The organism is Streptomyces rhizosphaerihabitans (genome assembly GCF_025399795.1).
In the GTDB taxonomy this organism is placed as follows: domain Bacteria; phylum Actinomycetota; class Actinomycetes; order Streptomycetales; family Streptomycetaceae; genus Streptomyces; species Streptomyces rhizosphaerihabitans.
In genome coordinates, this window is record NZ_JAODTZ010000028.1 from 76,406 (window position 1) to 93,565 (window position 17,160).

General features: G+C 68.3%; 9 protein-coding genes and 1 pseudogene. 6 read left to right on the top strand and 4 right to left on the bottom strand.

Annotated elements, in window-relative coordinates; translation table 11 throughout:
• The first annotated feature begins 25 nt into the window (after positions 1-25).
• The 3 genes from N4G66_RS26090 (at position 26) to N4G66_RS26100 (ending at position 8,500) form a co-directional block, all read left to right on the top strand.
• Positions 26-2,974 carry a DEAD/DEAH box helicase gene (locus N4G66_RS26090; RefSeq protein ID WP_261706634.1) on the top strand — a complete coding sequence of 983 codons (2,949 nt, stop codon included), beginning with the start codon at positions 26-28 and terminating at the stop codon, positions 2,972-2,974.
• Entirely contained in the window at positions 2,974-7,107 is a 4,134-nt protein-coding gene (locus N4G66_RS26095) for an Eco57I restriction-modification methylase domain-containing protein (protein WP_261706635.1), read from the top strand. The genes N4G66_RS26090 and N4G66_RS26095 overlap by 1 nt, the downstream gene beginning before the upstream one ends.
• Before the next feature lie 142 nt (positions 7,108-7,249).
• A complete protein-coding gene (locus N4G66_RS26100) occupies positions 7,250-8,500 on the top strand; it encodes a hypothetical protein (RefSeq protein WP_261706636.1) in 1,251 nt (416 codons plus the stop codon).
• Positions 8,501-8,564: 64 nt separating this feature from the next.
• Here the strand turns inward: N4G66_RS26100 and N4G66_RS26105 are convergent, their stop codons facing one another.
• Both N4G66_RS26105 and N4G66_RS26110 read right to left on the bottom strand, forming a co-directional pair.
• Complete coding sequence (locus N4G66_RS26105; protein ID WP_261706637.1) at positions 8,565-8,753, bottom strand: DUF397 domain-containing protein; 189 nt, start codon at positions 8,751-8,753, stop codon at positions 8,565-8,567.
• Positions 8,750-9,605, bottom strand: a pseudogene (locus N4G66_RS26110) (helix-turn-helix domain-containing protein). Before N4G66_RS26110 ends, N4G66_RS26105 begins: the two are co-directional and overlap by 4 nt.
• A 167-nt stretch (positions 9,606-9,772) precedes the next feature.
• On the opposite strand from N4G66_RS26110, the gene N4G66_RS26115 reads away from it, so the two are divergent.
• Positions 9,773-10,249: an ATP-binding protein gene (locus N4G66_RS26115; protein ID WP_261706638.1), complete on the top strand. Its 477-nt coding sequence runs from the start codon at positions 9,773-9,775 to the stop codon at positions 10,247-10,249.
• A 21-nt stretch (positions 10,250-10,270) separates the two neighbouring features.
• Here N4G66_RS26115 and N4G66_RS26120 read toward each other — a convergent pair whose 3' ends face one another.
• Both N4G66_RS26120 and N4G66_RS26125 read right to left on the bottom strand, forming a co-directional pair.
• Positions 10,271-12,478 carry a serine/threonine protein kinase gene (locus N4G66_RS26120; RefSeq protein WP_261706639.1) on the bottom strand — a complete coding sequence of 736 codons (2,208 nt, stop codon included), beginning with the start codon at positions 12,476-12,478 and terminating at the stop codon, positions 10,271-10,273.
• Positions 12,479-13,142: 664 nt separating this feature from the next.
• Positions 13,143-13,541: an EVE domain-containing protein gene (locus tag N4G66_RS26125; protein ID WP_261706640.1), complete on the bottom strand. Its 399-nt coding sequence runs from the start codon at positions 13,539-13,541 to the stop codon at positions 13,143-13,145.
• Positions 13,542-13,680: 139 nt separating this feature from the next.
• Between N4G66_RS26125 and N4G66_RS26130 the strand changes: the two genes are divergently transcribed.
• Together N4G66_RS26130 and N4G66_RS26135 are read left to right on the top strand one after the other, a co-directional pair.
• Entirely contained in the window at positions 13,681-15,795 is a 2,115-nt protein-coding gene (locus tag N4G66_RS26130) for an AAA family ATPase (protein WP_261706641.1), read from the top strand.
• The gene (locus N4G66_RS26135; RefSeq protein WP_261706642.1) at positions 15,788-17,026 is read left to right on the top strand and encodes an McrC family protein; all 1,239 of its coding nucleotides are present in this window, start codon (positions 15,788-15,790) and stop codon (positions 17,024-17,026) included. Before N4G66_RS26130 ends, N4G66_RS26135 begins: the two co-directional genes overlap by 8 nt.
• The last annotated feature ends 134 nt before the right edge of the window (positions 17,027-17,160 follow it).

Consider the following 17,160-nt stretch of genomic DNA (forward strand, 5'->3'; position numbering starts at 1 on the left):
CCATCACGAGGACTTGAAGACTCACATGGCACTCACGTACTCCGCCGGTTCCCTGGTGAAGGCCCGCGGCCGCGAATGGGTGGTGCTCCCCGAGAGCAAGCCCGATCTGCTCGTCCTGCGTCCGCTGGGCGGCTCGGACGACGACATCGCCGCCGTGTTCCCGGCGTTCGAGACGGTCGACGAGGCGAAGTTCGCGCCGCCGGAGCCGAGCGACCTCGGTGACCAGCGTGCGGCGGGTCTGCTGCGTACGGCGCTGCGGGTCGGCTTCCGCTCCGGCGCGGGCCCGTTCCGCTCCCTGGCCGGGATCGCGGTGGAGCCGCGCGCCTACCAGCTCGTGCCGCTCCTCATGGCGCTGCGCCAGAAGACGGTCCGCATGCTGATCTCCGACGACGTCGGCATCGGCAAGACGATCGAGGCCGGCCTGGTCGCGAGCGAACTCCTCGCGCAGGGCGAGGCGACGGGCCTGGCGGTGCTCTGCTCCCCCGCGCTCGCCGAGCAGTGGCAGCAGGAGCTGCGCACGAAGTTCGGCATCGACGCGGAGCTGGTCCTCTCCTCGACGGTCTCCCGCCTGGAACGGGGCCTGGACCTGGGCCAGTCTCTCTTCGACAAGTATCCGCACGTGATCGTCTCGACGGACTTCATCAAGTCCCCGCGCCACCGCGACGACTTCGTACGCCACTGCCCCGACCTGGTCATCGTCGACGAGGCGCACACCTGCGTGGTCGCCGACGACACCTCGACGGCTTCGCAGAACCAGCTCCGCTACGAGCTGCTGCGCCGCGTGTCGCAGGACGAGAACCGGCACCTGCTGCTCGTCACGGCGACGCCGCACAGCGGCAAGGAGTCCGCGTTCCGCAACCTCCTCGGCCTGGTCAAGCCCGACCTGGCGCACGTGAGCCTGGATTCGGAGGCGGGCAGGAAGCTCCTCGCGCAGCACTTCGTGGCGCGCAAGCGGGCGGACGTACGCCAGTACCTCACCAAGGAGGACGGTCTCAGCGACGACTCCCTCGCGGAGCGGACCGCGTTCCCGTCGGACCGCTACTTCAAGGACGAGACGTACAAGCTGTCGCCCGAGTACCGGGCCCTGCTCGACGACGCGATCGCGTACGCGAGTGAGCGCGTGGAGGAGGCTGGCAGCCAGGGCAAGCGGGAGGCGCGTATCGCCTGGTGGTCGGCGATCGCGCTGCTCCGCTCGCTGGTGTCGTCCCCGCGCGCCGCCGCGCAGACACTGCGCACCCGCTCGGCGGCGGCGATCGCCGCGTCGGCGGAGGAGGCCGACAAGCTGGGCGCGCCGCTCAACAGCGACGCGGCCGACAGCGACGCGATGGAGGGCATGGACGTCGCGCCGGGCGCGGAGACGGCCGAGGAACGCCGGCCGTACCTCGCGGAACTCGCCGACATCGCGGAGCAGTTGGAGGGCCCGGACAAGGACCTGAAGCTCAAGGCGCTGATCAAGCACCTCAAGGCGCTCCTCGCGGACGGCCACAACCCGATCGTGTTCTGCCGCTACATCCCGACGGCCGAGTACCTCGCCGCCCAGCTGGAGAACGACAAGGAGTCCGGCAGGCGCGGCCCGCTCGGCGCCAAGACCGTCGTGAAGGCGGTCACCGGCACGCTCTCCCCGCAGCAGCGCATCGAGCGCATCGAGAAGCTCGCGGAGGAGGCCGGCCCGGACGCCGCCGCCCGTCGTGTCCTCATCGCCACCGACTGCCTCTCCGAAGGCGTCAACCTCCAGCACCACTTCGACGCCGTCGTCCACTACGACCTGGCCTGGAACCCGACGCGCCACGACCAGCGCGAGGGCCGCGTCGACCGTTACGGCCAGCGCAAGGACCAGGTCCGTGTCATCACCCTGTACGGCGACGACAACGGCATCGACGGCAAGGTCCTCGAAGTCCTCATCAAGAAGCACCGCCAGATCAAGAAGGACCTCGGTATCTCCGTCTCCGTGCCCGACGAGCTGTCGACGGGTGTGACGGACGCGATCGTCGAATGGCTGCTGATGCGGGGCCGCGACGACCAGGACGCGCTGTTCAGCGCGGACGCGTTCAAGGTGAGCACGGAGAAGCTGGACAGCGACTGGAACTCGGCGGCCGAACGTGAGAAGGCCTCGCGTTCGCGGTTCGCCCAGCGTTCCGTCCGCCCGCAGGAGGTGGCCCGCGAGGTCGCCTCGATCCGCGAGGCACTGGGCGGCGCGGGCGAGATCGACACGTTCGTACGGGAGTCCCTGGGCGCCCTCAACGCCGTGCTCCGCGGCGACGGCGAGGACTTCACGGCCCAGGTGGGCGGCACGCCCATCGGCCTGCGGGACGCGCTCGCGCCGACGGTCGGCGCGGAGGTGATCGAGAAGGACCGCCCGATCCCGTTCCGCGCGGACCCGGCGGTGGCGAGGGGTGAAGCGGCGCTGGTGCGGACGGACCCGGTCGTGGGCGCCCTCGCGTCCCACGTCCTGAACGCCGCCCTGGACACCCAGGCGGACGGCGCCCGCCCGGCCCGCCGCTGCGGTGTGGTCACCACGGACGCGGTCGGCACCCTCACCACCCTGCTCCTGGTCCGCTACCGCTTCCACCTCACACTGCCCTCCCGCAGTGGCGAGAAGCAGGTGGTGGCGGAGGACGCCCGGCTGATCGCCTTCGAGGGCTCGCCGAGGAAGGCGGAGTGGCTGTCGCCCGAGCAGGCACGCGGCCTCCTCGACGCGACAGCGGCCGAGAGCACCGACCGGCACTACGCCGAACGCACGATGACGCGCCTGCTCACCCAACTCCCGGACGTCACCGGCCATCTGGAGACATACGGCGAGGAACTGGCCACCGAACTCGACGCCTCGCACCGCCGGGTGCGCCAGGCGTCGGGCGAGATCGTCCGAGGCCTGTCCGTCACCGTTCAGAAGGCCGCCGACGTTCTCGGCGTCTACGTCTACCTGCCCGCCGCCCCTGCCGCCACCCCGGCCGCTGCTCCTGGAGTGTCCGCCTGATGTCCGCCACCACTCGCCACCAGGTGTTCACCGCTGTCCACACGGTCGGTGGGCTGCTGCCCGCCGACATGCTGGTACGGATCTCCGAGGGCAAGGTCACCAAGGACCTCCGGGGCCTCGCCCCCGCCGACTACCGCATTCCCGGCTCCCGTTCGGTGCGCGACGAGGCGGAGCGCCAGTGGGACAACCTCAAGTCGCTCTGGCGTGAGCTGCGAGAAAAGCTCCCCGCCGAGCCCGAGGCGTCCGTCCGCCCCGACAGCACCGGCTACGCCCGCACCAACTGGGTGGAGCCCCTCTTCGAAGCGCTCGGTTTCGGGCACCTGTCCCCGGTCGGCTCCGGGGGCATCGTCTCCGACGACGGCACGAAGACGTTCCCGATCAGCCACCGCCGGGACAAGACGCTGGTCCACGTGACCGCCTGGAACGTCAAGCTGGACAAGCACCAGGGCGCCGGTTCCCCGGCTCCCCAGTCGCTCCTCCAGGAAGCCCTGAACCGCACCGAACCTCATCTGTGGGCACTACTCACCAACGGCCGCCAGCTCCGTCTGCTGCGTGACTCGAACGCGCTCGCCACGGCCTCGTACGTCGAGTTCGACCTCGAAGCGATCTTCGACGGTGAGCTGTTCAGCGAGTTCGTCGTCCTGTACCGGCTCCTGCACGCCTCCCGCTTCGAAAGCCCCGCTGGCGGTACGCAGTGGACCTGCTGGCTGGAAGTCTGGCGGGACGCCGCGATCCGTCTCGGCGCACGTTTCCTGGACGACATCAGCGAGGGCGTACGGCTCGCGATCAGGGAGCTGGGTACGGGCTTCCTCAAGCACCCGGCCAACGGCACCCTGCGCGAGAACCTCGACCGCCATACGTATCACGCAGCCCTGTTGCGCCTGGTCTACCGCCTGTTGTTCGTCTTCGTAGCCGAGGACCGCGACGCCCTGCACCCGCCCAGGACACCGGAGGACGTCCGCAAGCGGTACGCCGACTACTTCTCCACTGCCAGGCTGCGCGAGCAGTCCCGCCGTCGTCGGGGTACCTCGCACTCCGACCGGTACGAGGCGCTGTGCCTGGTCCTCGACGCCCTCGGCAAGGAGGAGGGCCTGCCCGAGCTGGGTCTGCCGGGTCTGGGCGGCCTCTTCGACGCCACACCGGCCGACGCGCCTCTGCGGGAGCTGTCTCTCGCAAACGTCCACTTGCTGGCTGCGGTACGCCACCTCGCCATCGTCCGCGACACGGAAGCAAAGCGCTGGCGGACGGTCGACTACCGCACCCTGGACGCCGAGGAACTGGGCGCGATCTACGAATCCCTCCTCGACCTCGTGCCCGAGCCCGGCGCGGACCGTACGTTCGAGTTGGTGCCCCGAGCGGGCAACGAGCGCAAGAAGACCGGCTCGTACTACACGCCGAGTTCGCTGGTCGACGTCCTGCTCGACTCCACCCTCGACCCGGTGATAGACGCGGCTCAGGAGCGCGGTGAGAAGAGGGCCGTCGAGGCAAAGCAGACGGACGAGGCCGCACGGGAGACGGTGGCCTCCGAACTGCTGACCCTGACTGTCTGCGACCCTGCCTGTGGGTCCGGGCACTTCCTCGTCGCAGCCGCGCGCCGTATTGCCAAGCGGGTGGCGGCGGTACGGGAGCAAACACCGGAGCCCACCCCGGACAGTGTCCGCCACGCGCTGCACGAGGTCATCGCGCGATGTGTGTACGGGGTGGATCTCAACCCGATGGCGGTTGAGCTTGCCAAGGTCTCGTTGTGGATGGAGGCCCTGGAGCCCGGCAAGGCGCTCGGTTTCCTCGACGCGCACGTCAAGCTCGGGAACGGGCTGATCGGAGCGACGCCGGCACTGCTGCGGGGCGGTATTCCGGAGGCGGCGTTCAAGGTCGTCGAGGGTGACGACGCGTCGGTGGCGCGGGAGTGGCTCAAGCGCAACAAGGACGAGCACAAGGGCATCGTCACGCTGGACGCCGCCGTCGACGAGTCGGTGAGCGTCACGAACACCGCGTTCGCCTCCGAGCTGCGCAGCCTCCTGGACGACTCCCCCACGGACAAGCTCGGCCAGGTCCGCAAGCTCGCCGACCGCTACCACGAGTGGGCCGAGTCCCCCACGTATCTCAACGCCCTGCACATCGCCGACGCGTGGTGCGCCGCCTTCATGTGGGAACAGACGGAGGCCGCGCCGTCGCCTGTGACCCAGCGCGTCTTCCTGTCGCTCCAGTCGTCCGAGGGCAAGGGCGCGCTGGCTGAGACCCACGAGGAGATCGTGCGACTGAGCCAGGAATACCGCTTCTTCCACTGGTACTTGGAGTTCCCCGAGGTCTTCACCGTGCCTGACAGTCCGTCGGCGCCAGGGGTTGATCCGGTGACGGGATGGGCTGGTGGGTTCGACTGCGTTTTGGGGAATCCGCCGTGGGACAAGGTCGATTTTAAAGACCAGGAATATTTCAGCGTGGTCGAACCCAGCATCGCCGCTATCTCCGGAACTGCACGGCGAAAAGCGATCGTCGAGTGGGCCGCCGAACACGCTGTGGAAGGCGCACGCTACTATGCGGACCGGCGGCGATTGAAGTCATCCTTCCTGTTTCTGGGCTCTTCAGGGGTATATCCACAGCTGCGCAAGGGGCTATCCGTCAAGGGCGTCACCTCGCTTCAAACCGACCAGCTCTTCACCGAGCGGTTCGTTTCGATCACTGCCCCCGAAGGCCGCTGCGGAACAGTCGTGCCGACCCAGATCGCCACTACCGCAGGTTCGCAATTCCTTTTTCAGGACCTGACTCAACGAGGTGCGGTGAAGCACCTGTACGACTTCGAAAACGGCAGGCGGCAAAAGCTTTTTCCCGCAGTGCACTCCAGCTATCAATTCGCGTTGCTCTCCCTCACAGGTCGCGGCTTGGCAGAGCCCTCCGCCCGCTTTGCGTTCTTCCTCGGCCATCCCGATGAACTCGCTGATAGCAGGGCAGTATTCGCGCTTGCGGCCGACGAAATCGCCGTCATCAACCCGAACACAGGCACCCTGCCCGTGTTCCGAACCCGTAGGGACGCCGACGTCACGGTTGCCATCCATCGTCGTGTACAGGTCCTGGCAGAAGAGGGCCGCGCGGACGGCAATCCATGGCGCATCACTTTCAAGCCAACACCTTTCCATCTGACAGACGATTCCGACTTGTTTCGCGACCGGATCACGTTGGAGACAGCGGGATGGGAATTGGAAGGGAACATCTTCGTGCGGGACGGCGAGCGAATGCTGCCGCTCTATGACGGCAAAATGGCACACATCTTCGATCACCGCTGGAACCGCTACTACGGCTTGGGCAACGACGACTACGATCGCGTCCCGCTGGAAGAGAAGAACAATCCGTACGGTGTGACGCAGCCTCGCCATTGGATCCAGGAAGCGGGTCGCATCCCAACCACACGTAAGGGCAAGGACGTCACGGTCGCGGGTGTGGACCTGCGCCTCGAAGAGCTGGAGTGGGAGCGGGAATGGCTCCTGGGATGGCGCGATGTCGCGCGGACAACAGATGAGCGGACAGCGATTCCTGCATTTCTACCAAAGGTGGCCGTTGGAAATAAGTTCCCGCTGATGTTCCCCCGAGTCACGGCAGAGCTTGTCGCAGCACTCGTCTCTGCTCAGAGCTCGCTGGTGTTTGACTACGTCTCCCGCCAGAAGGTCGGAGCCATCAGTATGGCGCTATTCGTCTGGAAACAACTCCCCGTCCCTCACCCCGACGGCTTGGCTGCCCACACACCCTTCCTCACCCCTCGCACCCTTGAACTCGTCTACACCGCCTGGGATATGCGCCCACTAGCCAAGGACCTCGGCGACGTCGGCGCCCCTTTCACCTGGAATGAAGCCCGCCGCACCCAACTCCGCGCCGAGCTGGACGCCTACTTCCTCCACCTCTACGGAGTCTCCGCGGCGGACGCCGACTACATCCTGGAGTCCTTCCAGACCGAGAACGGCGGCCTCAAGAACAACGAGATCGCCAAGTACGGCGAGTACCGCACCAAGCGCCTGGTCCTCACCGAGTACGACCGCATGGCTACCTCCGGCCTCACCCTGGAGAACCCTCTCGTCGACGGCGAGAACTACACCTCCACCCTCACCCCGCCCCCCGGCCACGGACCCCGCCACCCCGCCTGACCGAGCCCCTCTCCCGGGGTGCTGATGTCGCGTCTCCACAAAGATACTTGCAAGGTCCAGACGGGGGTCACTGGTCGGCCTGGTAACCCCCGGACGCATCCCGACTACTTCCCAACTGCGATAAACACTTCAGGAGCAGGCGTTGGACAACGAGATCCAGTTGATCAGTGACGGCGACGGGCTGGCGGTCATCGGGAACGCGACGGACGTCGAACGCTTTCTCGTTTCGGAGAGATTGCCGTCGAAGGACCTCAGGGTGCACCAGCTCAAGTCCGTCTTCGGCACCGGGGCCACAGTCGCGCAGGCAAGTTCGGACATTGCCGCCAACTCCGGTCGCTGGGTGAAGCTGACCGTGGAGTCCGCGGAGCGTGTCAAGAAGTACGGGCTGATGAAAACCAAGACACCAGGCATCAGCCACGCGATGATAGGGAAACCCGGCTCGATCAAGAACTGGCTTCAAATCGAGAAGGGGGTCGGCTCGTTTCTGACCAACCCCGCACGTCTGGCTGGTGTCGCGGGGCTCATGTCGCAGTCCTCGATGCAGCAGACCATGGAGGAGATCACCGACTACCTCGCCACGATCGACAAGAAGGTCGACGACGTGCTCCGCGGCCAAAAGGACGCTGCACTGTCCCGCATGATCGGCATGGACCTCGTGATCGAGGAGACCATGACCATTCGGGAGCAGGTGGGCCGAGTCTCCGAGGTCACGTGGTCCAAGGTGCAGACCGCGCCGACGACGATCGCGGAGACCCAGGCGTACGCGTTGCGTCAAATCGACGCTCTCACCCAGAGACTGGAGAGCACGCCCAAGATCGGTGATCTCTCCGCGGCGGTCAGGGAAGTCGAACCCAAGGTTCGGGAGTGGCTCGCTGTTCTGGCTCGCTGCTTCCAACTGCAGGACGCGGTCGCCGTGCTCGAACTCGACCGTGTGCTGGACGCGCATCCGGATCAGCTGGACCAGCACCGCCTCGGGCTTCGGACTGCCCGACAGCACCGGCTGGATCTCATCTCGCGGAGCACCGAGCGTCTGGTGGCCCGGATAAAAGCTGCTGCCGACGCGGCCAACTCGAAGGTGCTGCTGCACCCGACCAAATCCCCGGTGGTGGTCCAGTCGAGCAACCATGTGGTGACCGGCGTCCACGACTTCCGCGCGCGGCTCGGGATCGAGTCCGGTCGCCAGTCGTCGGAGGCGAGAAGATGGGGGGAAGCGGTAGCGGAGGTGAAGGACAAGGCGCTTGAGACGGGAGCGAAGGGCGTCGGTGCCGCCAGAAGCCTCGGCACCGTGAGCCTCGACCGGGCCAGTTCGGTCAAGGGGAGGCTCTCCAGCGAGATCGCCGAGCGAGCCCGCCGCCTGCGCCGGGAAGAAAAAGAACATGACGGGGAAGGCTGAGCGAGCGTCGACGACCCACACCGTGGGGCGAGCCATCAACCACTCGCCCCACGGCCGGCCTCTGTCAGTCCCGCGCCGCCGCGAACCCCACGAACCGCGACCACTCCTCACGCCCGACGGCGAAGTGAGGATGCGTCACATCCTTGGAGTCCCGGACGCAGACGGCCTGTTCGGTGAGGGCGACCTCGACGCAGTCGTCCCCCGAGCTGCCGCTGTAACTGGACTTGAACCAGGCGAGTTCCGTCGTACTCATAGCTCTCCTCGCAGTCTCTCCAACAGACCCCGCGAGTCTTTGGGGTTCAGGGCCTGCGAGCGCAGTGTCATAGCGTTGTTGGAGGAGACTCACCTCTTTCGGGTCGGAGATCAACCGACCGTTCTCCTGCCCCTCGGAGTACGCCAGCCGGTGCCCCTTCAGTGTCTCCAAGAGCCGTACGGGACCGTCCATGCAAGCATGGAACTCTGCATCCACCGGCATGAGTTGCAGCGTCACGTTGCGGGACGCCGTTCGCTCAAGCACGTGGTCCAACTGGCCGCGCAGCACTTCGACACCGCCCAGTCTGCGCCGAAAGACGGCCTCTTCCACGATGAAGTGAAACGGCACAGTCGGCCGCTCGTGCAACAACGTCTGCCGCTTGAGCCGCGCCTCGATCTGGGCCTCCAACTGCTCGTCCGTGAGCAGCGGAAGACGGTTCTCGAACAGCGCCCGCGCGTAACCCTCCGCCTGCAACAACCCGGGCACCAGCCTGCACTCGTACGTGCACAGACTCACCGCCTCCCGCTCCCGCCGGGCCCACTGCCGGAACCAGGCCGCCAGCCCCACATCGCCCCTCCCCCGCGTCACGAACTCGGAGCTCTTCCGCAACGCCCCCGTGTTCCCCAACACCTCCTCTGCCCGCTCGACGAACGACTCGTCGGGCATGCGACGCCCCAACTCCACCGACTCCACGGTGTGTTTGGAGAACTGAACCCGTGCCCCGAAGTCCACCCGGCTGAGCCCGGCGTGCTCGCGCAGGGCCTGGACGACGGCCCCGAAGGTCCGCAGACTGTCGGAGGGGTCGGGCTCGCGCTCCCAGTCGCATGCCGTCCCGTCACCGCTGTCCGTCATACGCGGCCACCTCCAGGTGCGTACGTAGCGTGCCGCGTCCCCGCGATCGACAGCACCCACAGTGACGGCGAGATCCACGTACTGTCCACCGAACGTGCCCGTACGCTGACGCAGCGTACGAGCCGCGCTCCTGGCGCACGCACCCGCACGCCCGCCACGGTGGCCCCATGAACGCCGCCACTCCCCAGCTCACCGACACTGTCTTCACGTTCGCGCAGCAACTCTCCTCCACCCGCCGGGGTGCCCGCCTCGCCCGGCTCCTGGCCATGGAGCGCCTGATCGCCTGGGAGATGTCACCCGGAATCATCGAGCGGGCGGAACACGTCGTCGCGGAGCTGGCGTCGAACGCGGCACTGCACGGCCGCGTCCAGGGGCGTGACTTCCTGCTGGCGCTGACCCTGGACAACGCGACCGGCACCCTCCGTATCGCGGTGAGCGACACCCGGGGCGAGTGCCGGCCCGCGATCCGCCCGGAACGCGGCCTGGACGACGGGACGGGCCGCGGCCTGATCCTGGTCGACGCACTCGCCGACCGCTGGGGCACGGAGCCGCGCTCACCCTCCGGAAAGACGGTGTGGGCAATGCTCGTGCAGCCCCCGCCAGGCGATCCGAAGTTCCGGGAAGTGACCGGAACCGTCGACTGACAGGGTGGGGCCGTCGTGGCGTCAGGAAGCCCAGTCCGGCAGGCGCGGATTGCGGACTTCTCCGGGGATGTCGCACCAGGGGCGCAGTTCCTTGTAAGCCTTCGCCTCGTCGTACCCGGGGTAGGAACCGTACCCGGTGTAGGCCTGGGCAAGGGCGACGCACGCGGCCTCGGTCTTGGTGTGCACCGTCCCCGGATCGAGTTGTTCGGCGCCGTTCACCGCGGCGTCGTAACAGTTGGTGAGGGCGCCGTGGTCATCCGTCTGTTCACCGCTGGCGGCGGCCTTGTCCAGGCCCACGACGGCGTCGGCGCAGTCGCGCGGCATCTTCGTGGTCTTGAAGCCGATCCCCCCGATCAGTTCGTCCACCGCGGCCTCGGCGACCTTGTCGTGCTTCCCGTAGGTGTAGAGGAGGTATTTGCTGTAGGGCAGCCACCACACGCGGTGGCTGTTCTTGCGGGAGCCGTCGTAGTCGGGGAGCACATCCGTGCCGAACGTCCAGCTCATGGCCTTCTTGCCGCCGACGTCGGTCAGCGGCTCGTCCTTCACGGAGACCACCGACTCGTCCGTGACGGTGTCGCTGTCCTCGCCTTCGACGGACCACATGGAGCCGGAGTCCTTCTGCCCCTCCTTGATCTGGTCCAGGGTCAGGTCCGGGGCGTACAAGAGGTGCATGCCGGTGTCGGAGTCCCCGGGCAGAGTGAAGTCAGCGCTGGTCGCGGGGGTCGTTTCCGAAGTCTCCGAGGTGTCCGAGCTATCCGAGGTGTCCCAGGAAGATCCATCTGCCGCGTCCTCGTCGCCCGAGCCGGAATACTCCAGCTTCGCGTCGGCGGGGAGCGTGACACGCAGGCCCCCGAAGAGGTCCACCGGTTCCGGCTCCTGTACGGCGGCCTCCTCGGCGCTCGGGGACTCGGACGGGGAGGGAGTCACGGCGACCGGGGTTTGGCGCGGCGCCGTCCGCTTCGGCTCGGACGTCGGGTCTGCGGCCGGGGGTCGGGCGGCGGCTCCGGGCCCGCTGTTGCCGGCCGCCACGGCACCGCCCACGACGCCCAGCACCGCGGCGGTGGCCACCGTGTAGAGGACGCCCCGACGCCGTCGCGCACGGCGCCCCGCGAGTGCGGCCGCCGATGCAGCGGGAAGCGAGGCCGGGACGTACGGAGAAAGGGGGACCAGGGGAACGTCCCGGCGTGCGTTCTGTGCGGTCGACGAGGGCGTCGTCCCTCCGGACGCCTGCGGAAGAGGAGGCTTTGAGACCGCCGGTGGAGCCGTGGCCTCCTCGTCGCTCACGGGTCCCTCGCCTGGGGGTTCCCCGTCGGAGGAGGGCTCGGCGGGCAACGGGACGTTCCAGCGCATGCTGCCCAGGGGCACGGTGACAGCGGTCTCGGCCCGTTCGAAGGACCGTGTGTAGGCCATGGTCGGGAAGACGACGGTCCCGGTCGGCCCGTACACGGCGGCCGCCCTCTCGGCGATCTCCGGGGCGCTCGGCCGCTGCCCGGGATCCTTGTGCAGGGCGTCACGGACGAGGGGCAGCAGGGCGTCGGGCACGCCCTGGAGCGAGGGCGCGGCGCTGACGATGCGGTGGTTGATCCCGGTAGGGGTTCCGAAGGGGTGGGCCGCTGCCGCGGCGTAGGAGACGAGCAGCCCCCAGCAGAAGATGTCGCAGGCCGGGAGGGTGGTGCCGTCGGTGAGCTGCTCCGGTGCCATCCAGCCGGGAGTACCGGTCGTCACCGATGTGGCGGTGATGGCGGTGGCGTCCAGGTGGTGGGCGATGCCGAAGTCCACGACGTGGGGCCCGTCGGCCGCGAGGAGGACGTTCGTCGGCTTCAGGTCGCGGTGGGCAACCCCCGCGCCGTGGATGCAGGCCAGAGCGCGGGCGACGGCCGCCGCGAAGGTCAGCAGGTTGTCCGCGCGCAGGGGCCCGGCCTCCCGGACGTGCTGATGCAGGGTGTTGCCCTGCACGTAGGCGGTCGCCAGCCAGGGCAGCGGGGCGTCGGGGTCGGCGTCGACCAGCGGTACGAGGTACGGGCCGGTGACCTGGCGGAGCGTAGTGGTCTCTCGGCGGAAGCGGGCCCGGTGTGCAGGGTCGTCGGCGAAGCCCTGATGAAGGACCTTGACGGCGAGGGGACGTCCGCTGTCGGGGTCGATCGCGTAGTAGACCGTGCCCATACCGCCGGTTCCGAGGTGCCGGATCGGCCGGTAAGGGCCGATGCGTTCGGGCAGGTTCACCGGCACAGGACACTCCTCGGTGCCGGGCACGGCCGTACGGCCGACACCGTCCGCCCGCAGAAATCACACCGCGGACCGTGCTGACGAGTCATGTATCCCCCTGGTGTTCTGCGCCTTCACATACCGATCGGGACGGTGCGACGCGGCCGACTTCGGGCGTCGGCAAGCCTGTGGCCGACCGGAGACTCGCCCTTGCGGGCAGTCGACGGTCGTGCGATGAAGCCCCCCTCATCAGCGGAGACACTCTAGTACCGGTTCGATCGGTGGCAGAGGGCTGCCGGCGCCACCCGCATGCAGTCCCGGCGATCAGTCGGCGTCACGACTCGCTCCGCGGCTCGACGTCCCGGCCCTCGCACGGCCGATCGTACACAGAAATACATGCTAACGGACGAGGTTAGTCTGTTGACACCGCCAACACTGACGCCCCTCATGCTCCCGTAAACGCCGTCGCCTGCCGACGGTGTTCCGGTCAACACCCGCAGGGCCTTTCCTGAGCGTCAGGCAAGGCCCGGCGTCGGCCGAGGTGTTTACCGGAACGTCTTTGCGATGACTGTGTCCCGCCCGACATCCTCAAGTGCGTTCGCGCGACGTCCTCGTTGTCGACTCGTCCAGCGTGACGGACGGTCACTCGACGTACCAGCGACCAAGCGGTCCGCCTGGGACTATCGCGTCACAGACCGGCCCGCTCCAGCAGGACCTTCAACGCGCCCGGCTTGACCTTTTGCACGGACCGGACCTGGCCGAGCTCCAACTCGTCCCGGCCCACCGGATTGCCGTACAGCAAGTCCGTGGGCTCGGGCAGCAGAGTCACATCGACCCGGTAGGCGAAGTCGGGGTCGTCGGGGTCCTCCTGCGGCTCGTTGTCGACCTCGGCCACCGCGGCGACCGCCGACTCCGGTTGACTGAAGAAGAACCACAGGCGGTCGCCCGGGTACATGCGGTTCCGCCGGCTGAGCCAGAGGTCGAGTTCGGGGTCCTCGTGAGCAAGGTGGCGCAAGGTCTCTTTGTCGGAAGGTTCTCCGTCAAAGGTGTCCTTGTTCGGATTGAGGATGTAGATCCAGTCCTGCACGATCTCTCCCGCCGCCGTTGCCCTCGCTGCCCAGGAACGACCTCGCCCTGCCGAGCATCGTGCCAGCCCTCTGCCTCGCACGCAGGAAGTCGACCAACCTCGCCACATCTGGGGAACCGCAGACGCACGCTCCGGCATCATGACCTCCATGGCAAACGGGGCGGATGTACTGACGGCGGCGGCGGCCGAGTTCGACCGGGGCAGCGTGGCGGACGCCGAGTCGGCTGCCGAGGACGAATGCAAGCAGGTGCTGTCCCAGTTTCCGCTGGAGGCATGGGCAGAGCTTCCGCTGGAGCGCTACGCCCTCGGGCAGACGGCGTCCCCGGGATCGGGTCCGACGTACTGCCGGCTGCTGGAGTTCCTCACGCCGAACCTGGGCAGCATCAAGGGCGGCAGTGCCGCGAAGCACATCATGTACCACCACGTCTCCGGCGAATGGCGTCTGGCCGCTCCCTTGCGCGGCATGGAACCGCAGGAGGCCTGGGCTCAGCTGCGCGGTCAGTTCGTCCAGGCCTTCGACGCCGTCGCGGCGGGAGACTTCGACGCCCTGGACGATCTCGAAGTGCTGCGGTACGGGCCGACGTTGGTGACGAAGACGCTGGCGACCTACTTCCCCGAGCACTTTCTGCCCATCTACGCGGGGGAGCATCTGCGCCGCTTCGTCGCCCTGTTGCTGGGCGACTCGGTGCAGGGCGACGCCCCGGCCTGGCGCAGCAATCGCCGTCTGCTGGAACTCGTGCGGGACCGTGCGGAGTTCGAGGGCTGGTCCAGGTACGAAGTGATGCACTTCCTGTACCGGCACTCCGACCCTCGGTCCCGGCAGCGCACCATCTGGAAGATCGCTCCCGGCGAGCGCGGGCGCCTGTGGGACGAGTGCCGGACGGATGGAGTCATCCGCGTGGGTTGGGAGCAGGTCGGTGACCTCGGCCTGTACCAGAGCGACACGGATCTGAAGCAGGCCCTGGACGCGCACTGGCCCCGCAAGAGCGGGGGCAGCCTGACACTCGCCCGTCGGCTGCTGGCCTTCCGTGATCTGGAGGAGGGCGACCGGATCGTGGCCAATCGAGGGGTGGACAAGGTCCTGGCCACGGGCACGGTCAGTGGGAACTACCGCTTCGAAACGGACCGCCAGGAGTTCCAGCACACCGTCCCGGTGGACTGGGATCTGTCGCACGCGCAGCGGCTGCCGGAACCCAGGCAATGGCGGTCCACCTTCGCCAGGGTCGACCCGGCCTTCTTCGCCAAACTCACCGCGTACCAGGCCGACTCCGGCGCCGGCGCGAACCAGGAACCGCAGAGCACGCCGGTCGCACTGCCCGAGGACGTGCAAACCGTCCTGGACGCCCTGAAACGCAAGGGCCAGGTGATCCTGCACGGGCCGCCCGGTACGGGCAAGACGCGGCTCGCCCTCGGAGCGGCCCTTGCCATGGACGGTCGCGCGGAGACCCTCGACGCCAGCGCCGACCAGCGTGCCAAGGCCCAGGCCGAAATGCTGCACGGCGACCGCGTCCACCTGGTCACCTTCCATCCCTCCTACGGCTACGAGGACTTCGTCGAGGGCTTCAAGCCGGACCTGAGTGCCACTGGTCCCGGGCTCACCCTCGCTCTCACGGACGGCCTGTTCCACACCCTGTGCAGCCGTGCCGCCGCTCATCCCGAGCAGGAATTCCTGCTGGTCATCGACGAGATCAACCGCGGTGACCTGCCGCGGATCTTCGGCGAGTTGATCACCCTTCTCGAACTGGACAAGCGGAACCTGCCGGTCGCCCTCCCCGTCAGCAAGCGGCACTTCTCCGTCCCGCCGAACGTACGCATCATCGGCACGATGAACACCGCCGACCGGAGCATCAGCCACCTGGACGCCGCCGTACGCCGCCGCTTCGCCTTCCTGCCCGTGGGCCCGGACCCGGACGCGGTCTCCGGGACAGTCGGCCCCCTGGACCTGGCCGCGTTCTTCGAGGCCCTCAACACGCGCATCACCCGCCACCTCGACGCCGACCACCAGATAGGGCACGCCTACCTGCTGCGCGACGGTGCGCCGATCGCCACCGATGAGGATCTCGCGGCGGCCTTCCACCACGAGGTGATCCCGCTCCTGGAGGACTACTGCGTCGGCCGGGCCGAACTGCTGCACCGCATCCTCGGCGGACTGGTCGACGCGGACACCGGGCGTCCGTTGCTCATGTCCCCGCAGGACCTGGCGGACGCACTGGCCACCGAGTTCACCAGCGGCGATTCCGGCCCGGATGCCTGACCCCACCCCGGTCCGGCTCGGCGAGTACGAGTCCGCCGCGCTGGAGTCCGATCAGCTCACGGCCCGGGACATCGACCGCCTGCACGCCCTCCAGGCGCGGGGCTGCCTGACCCTGGTCCCGGACCGTATCGGCTGGCGGCTCAAGGCCGACGCGACCGTCGGGGTCCTGGTCCTGGACCGTATCCGCCTGGTCGTCGCGCCCAAGTTCGCCATCCCGGGAGAGCAGCTCATGAGCTGGCTCGCCTACGCCCTCGGCACACCGGTCCCGGCGACGGCCAGGCGTTGGGCCACCGGGCCTGACGGATACGCCGACCTGGTCGCCGCCGCCCTGCTCGAAGAGTGCGAGCGGCTGCTACGGGAGGGACTGCGCCGGGACTACGTACGCCGCCGCAGTGTCGAACCCGTACTCCGGGGACGGCTGGACGTCGTCGCCCAGGCCACTCGCCGCTACGGGCAACTGGACCAGCTGCACGTCCGCACCTTCGACCGGGAGGCGGACATCTGGGACAACCGTGTTCTGGGGAGCGCGCTCAAGGCCGCGCTCGGTCTGACCTCCAGCCCCGACCTGGCGCGCGCCCTGCACGGCACAGCCGGCGCGTTTCCACAGGCCCCCACCCCTGCCGCGGCGCTCCGGGCGCTGGACCGCACCCACTACACACGCCTGAACGCCCGCTACCGCCCTGCCCACACCTGGGCCCGCCTCCTCCTGCGCGGTGGAGGCGTGACCGACCTGCTCAGCGACCAAGGCACCACGGCGGACGGCCTCCTGCTCGCCATGCCCGCGCTCTGGGAAGCCGTCGTCCGCCGTCTCGGCACAGAGGCCGTCAGCCCGTACGGCGGCCACGCCGTACCCGGTGGAAGCGGCGTCGGCATCACAGTGCGCGGAGATCTGGGCAACGCCTCGACGTTCCGGCCCGATCTCCTGCTCAGCCTTCCGGGACACGACCTTGCACATCGCACGCTGTTGCCCGTGGACGCCAAGTACAAGCGCTACGACCGCCACGGCGTGAGCGCGGCCGACGTCCACCAACTCCTCACCTACAGCAGCGGGTACGCGTCCAGCGACGCACCGGCGGCAGTCATCGTCCACCCCCAGCCGGGCGGCCACGCCCAGCGAACCCTCCAGGTGCGCGGCCCCGAATGCCCGTTGGGCGTCATCCACGTCCTCGGCGTCGACACCCGCGCCACGCCCGAGCAGGCGACCGCGTGGATGGGCTCAGTACTGCGGTGACCGTGGCACAGGCCAGCCGGTCCGTAACGGCCGCCCTGGGCCGTGAGATGCCTGCGGGACGGTCGACTCGGTGGATCGGGCGGCCCAGCGCATCTTCGTTCCGAGTCAGCCCCCGAACGCATGTACACACGTCC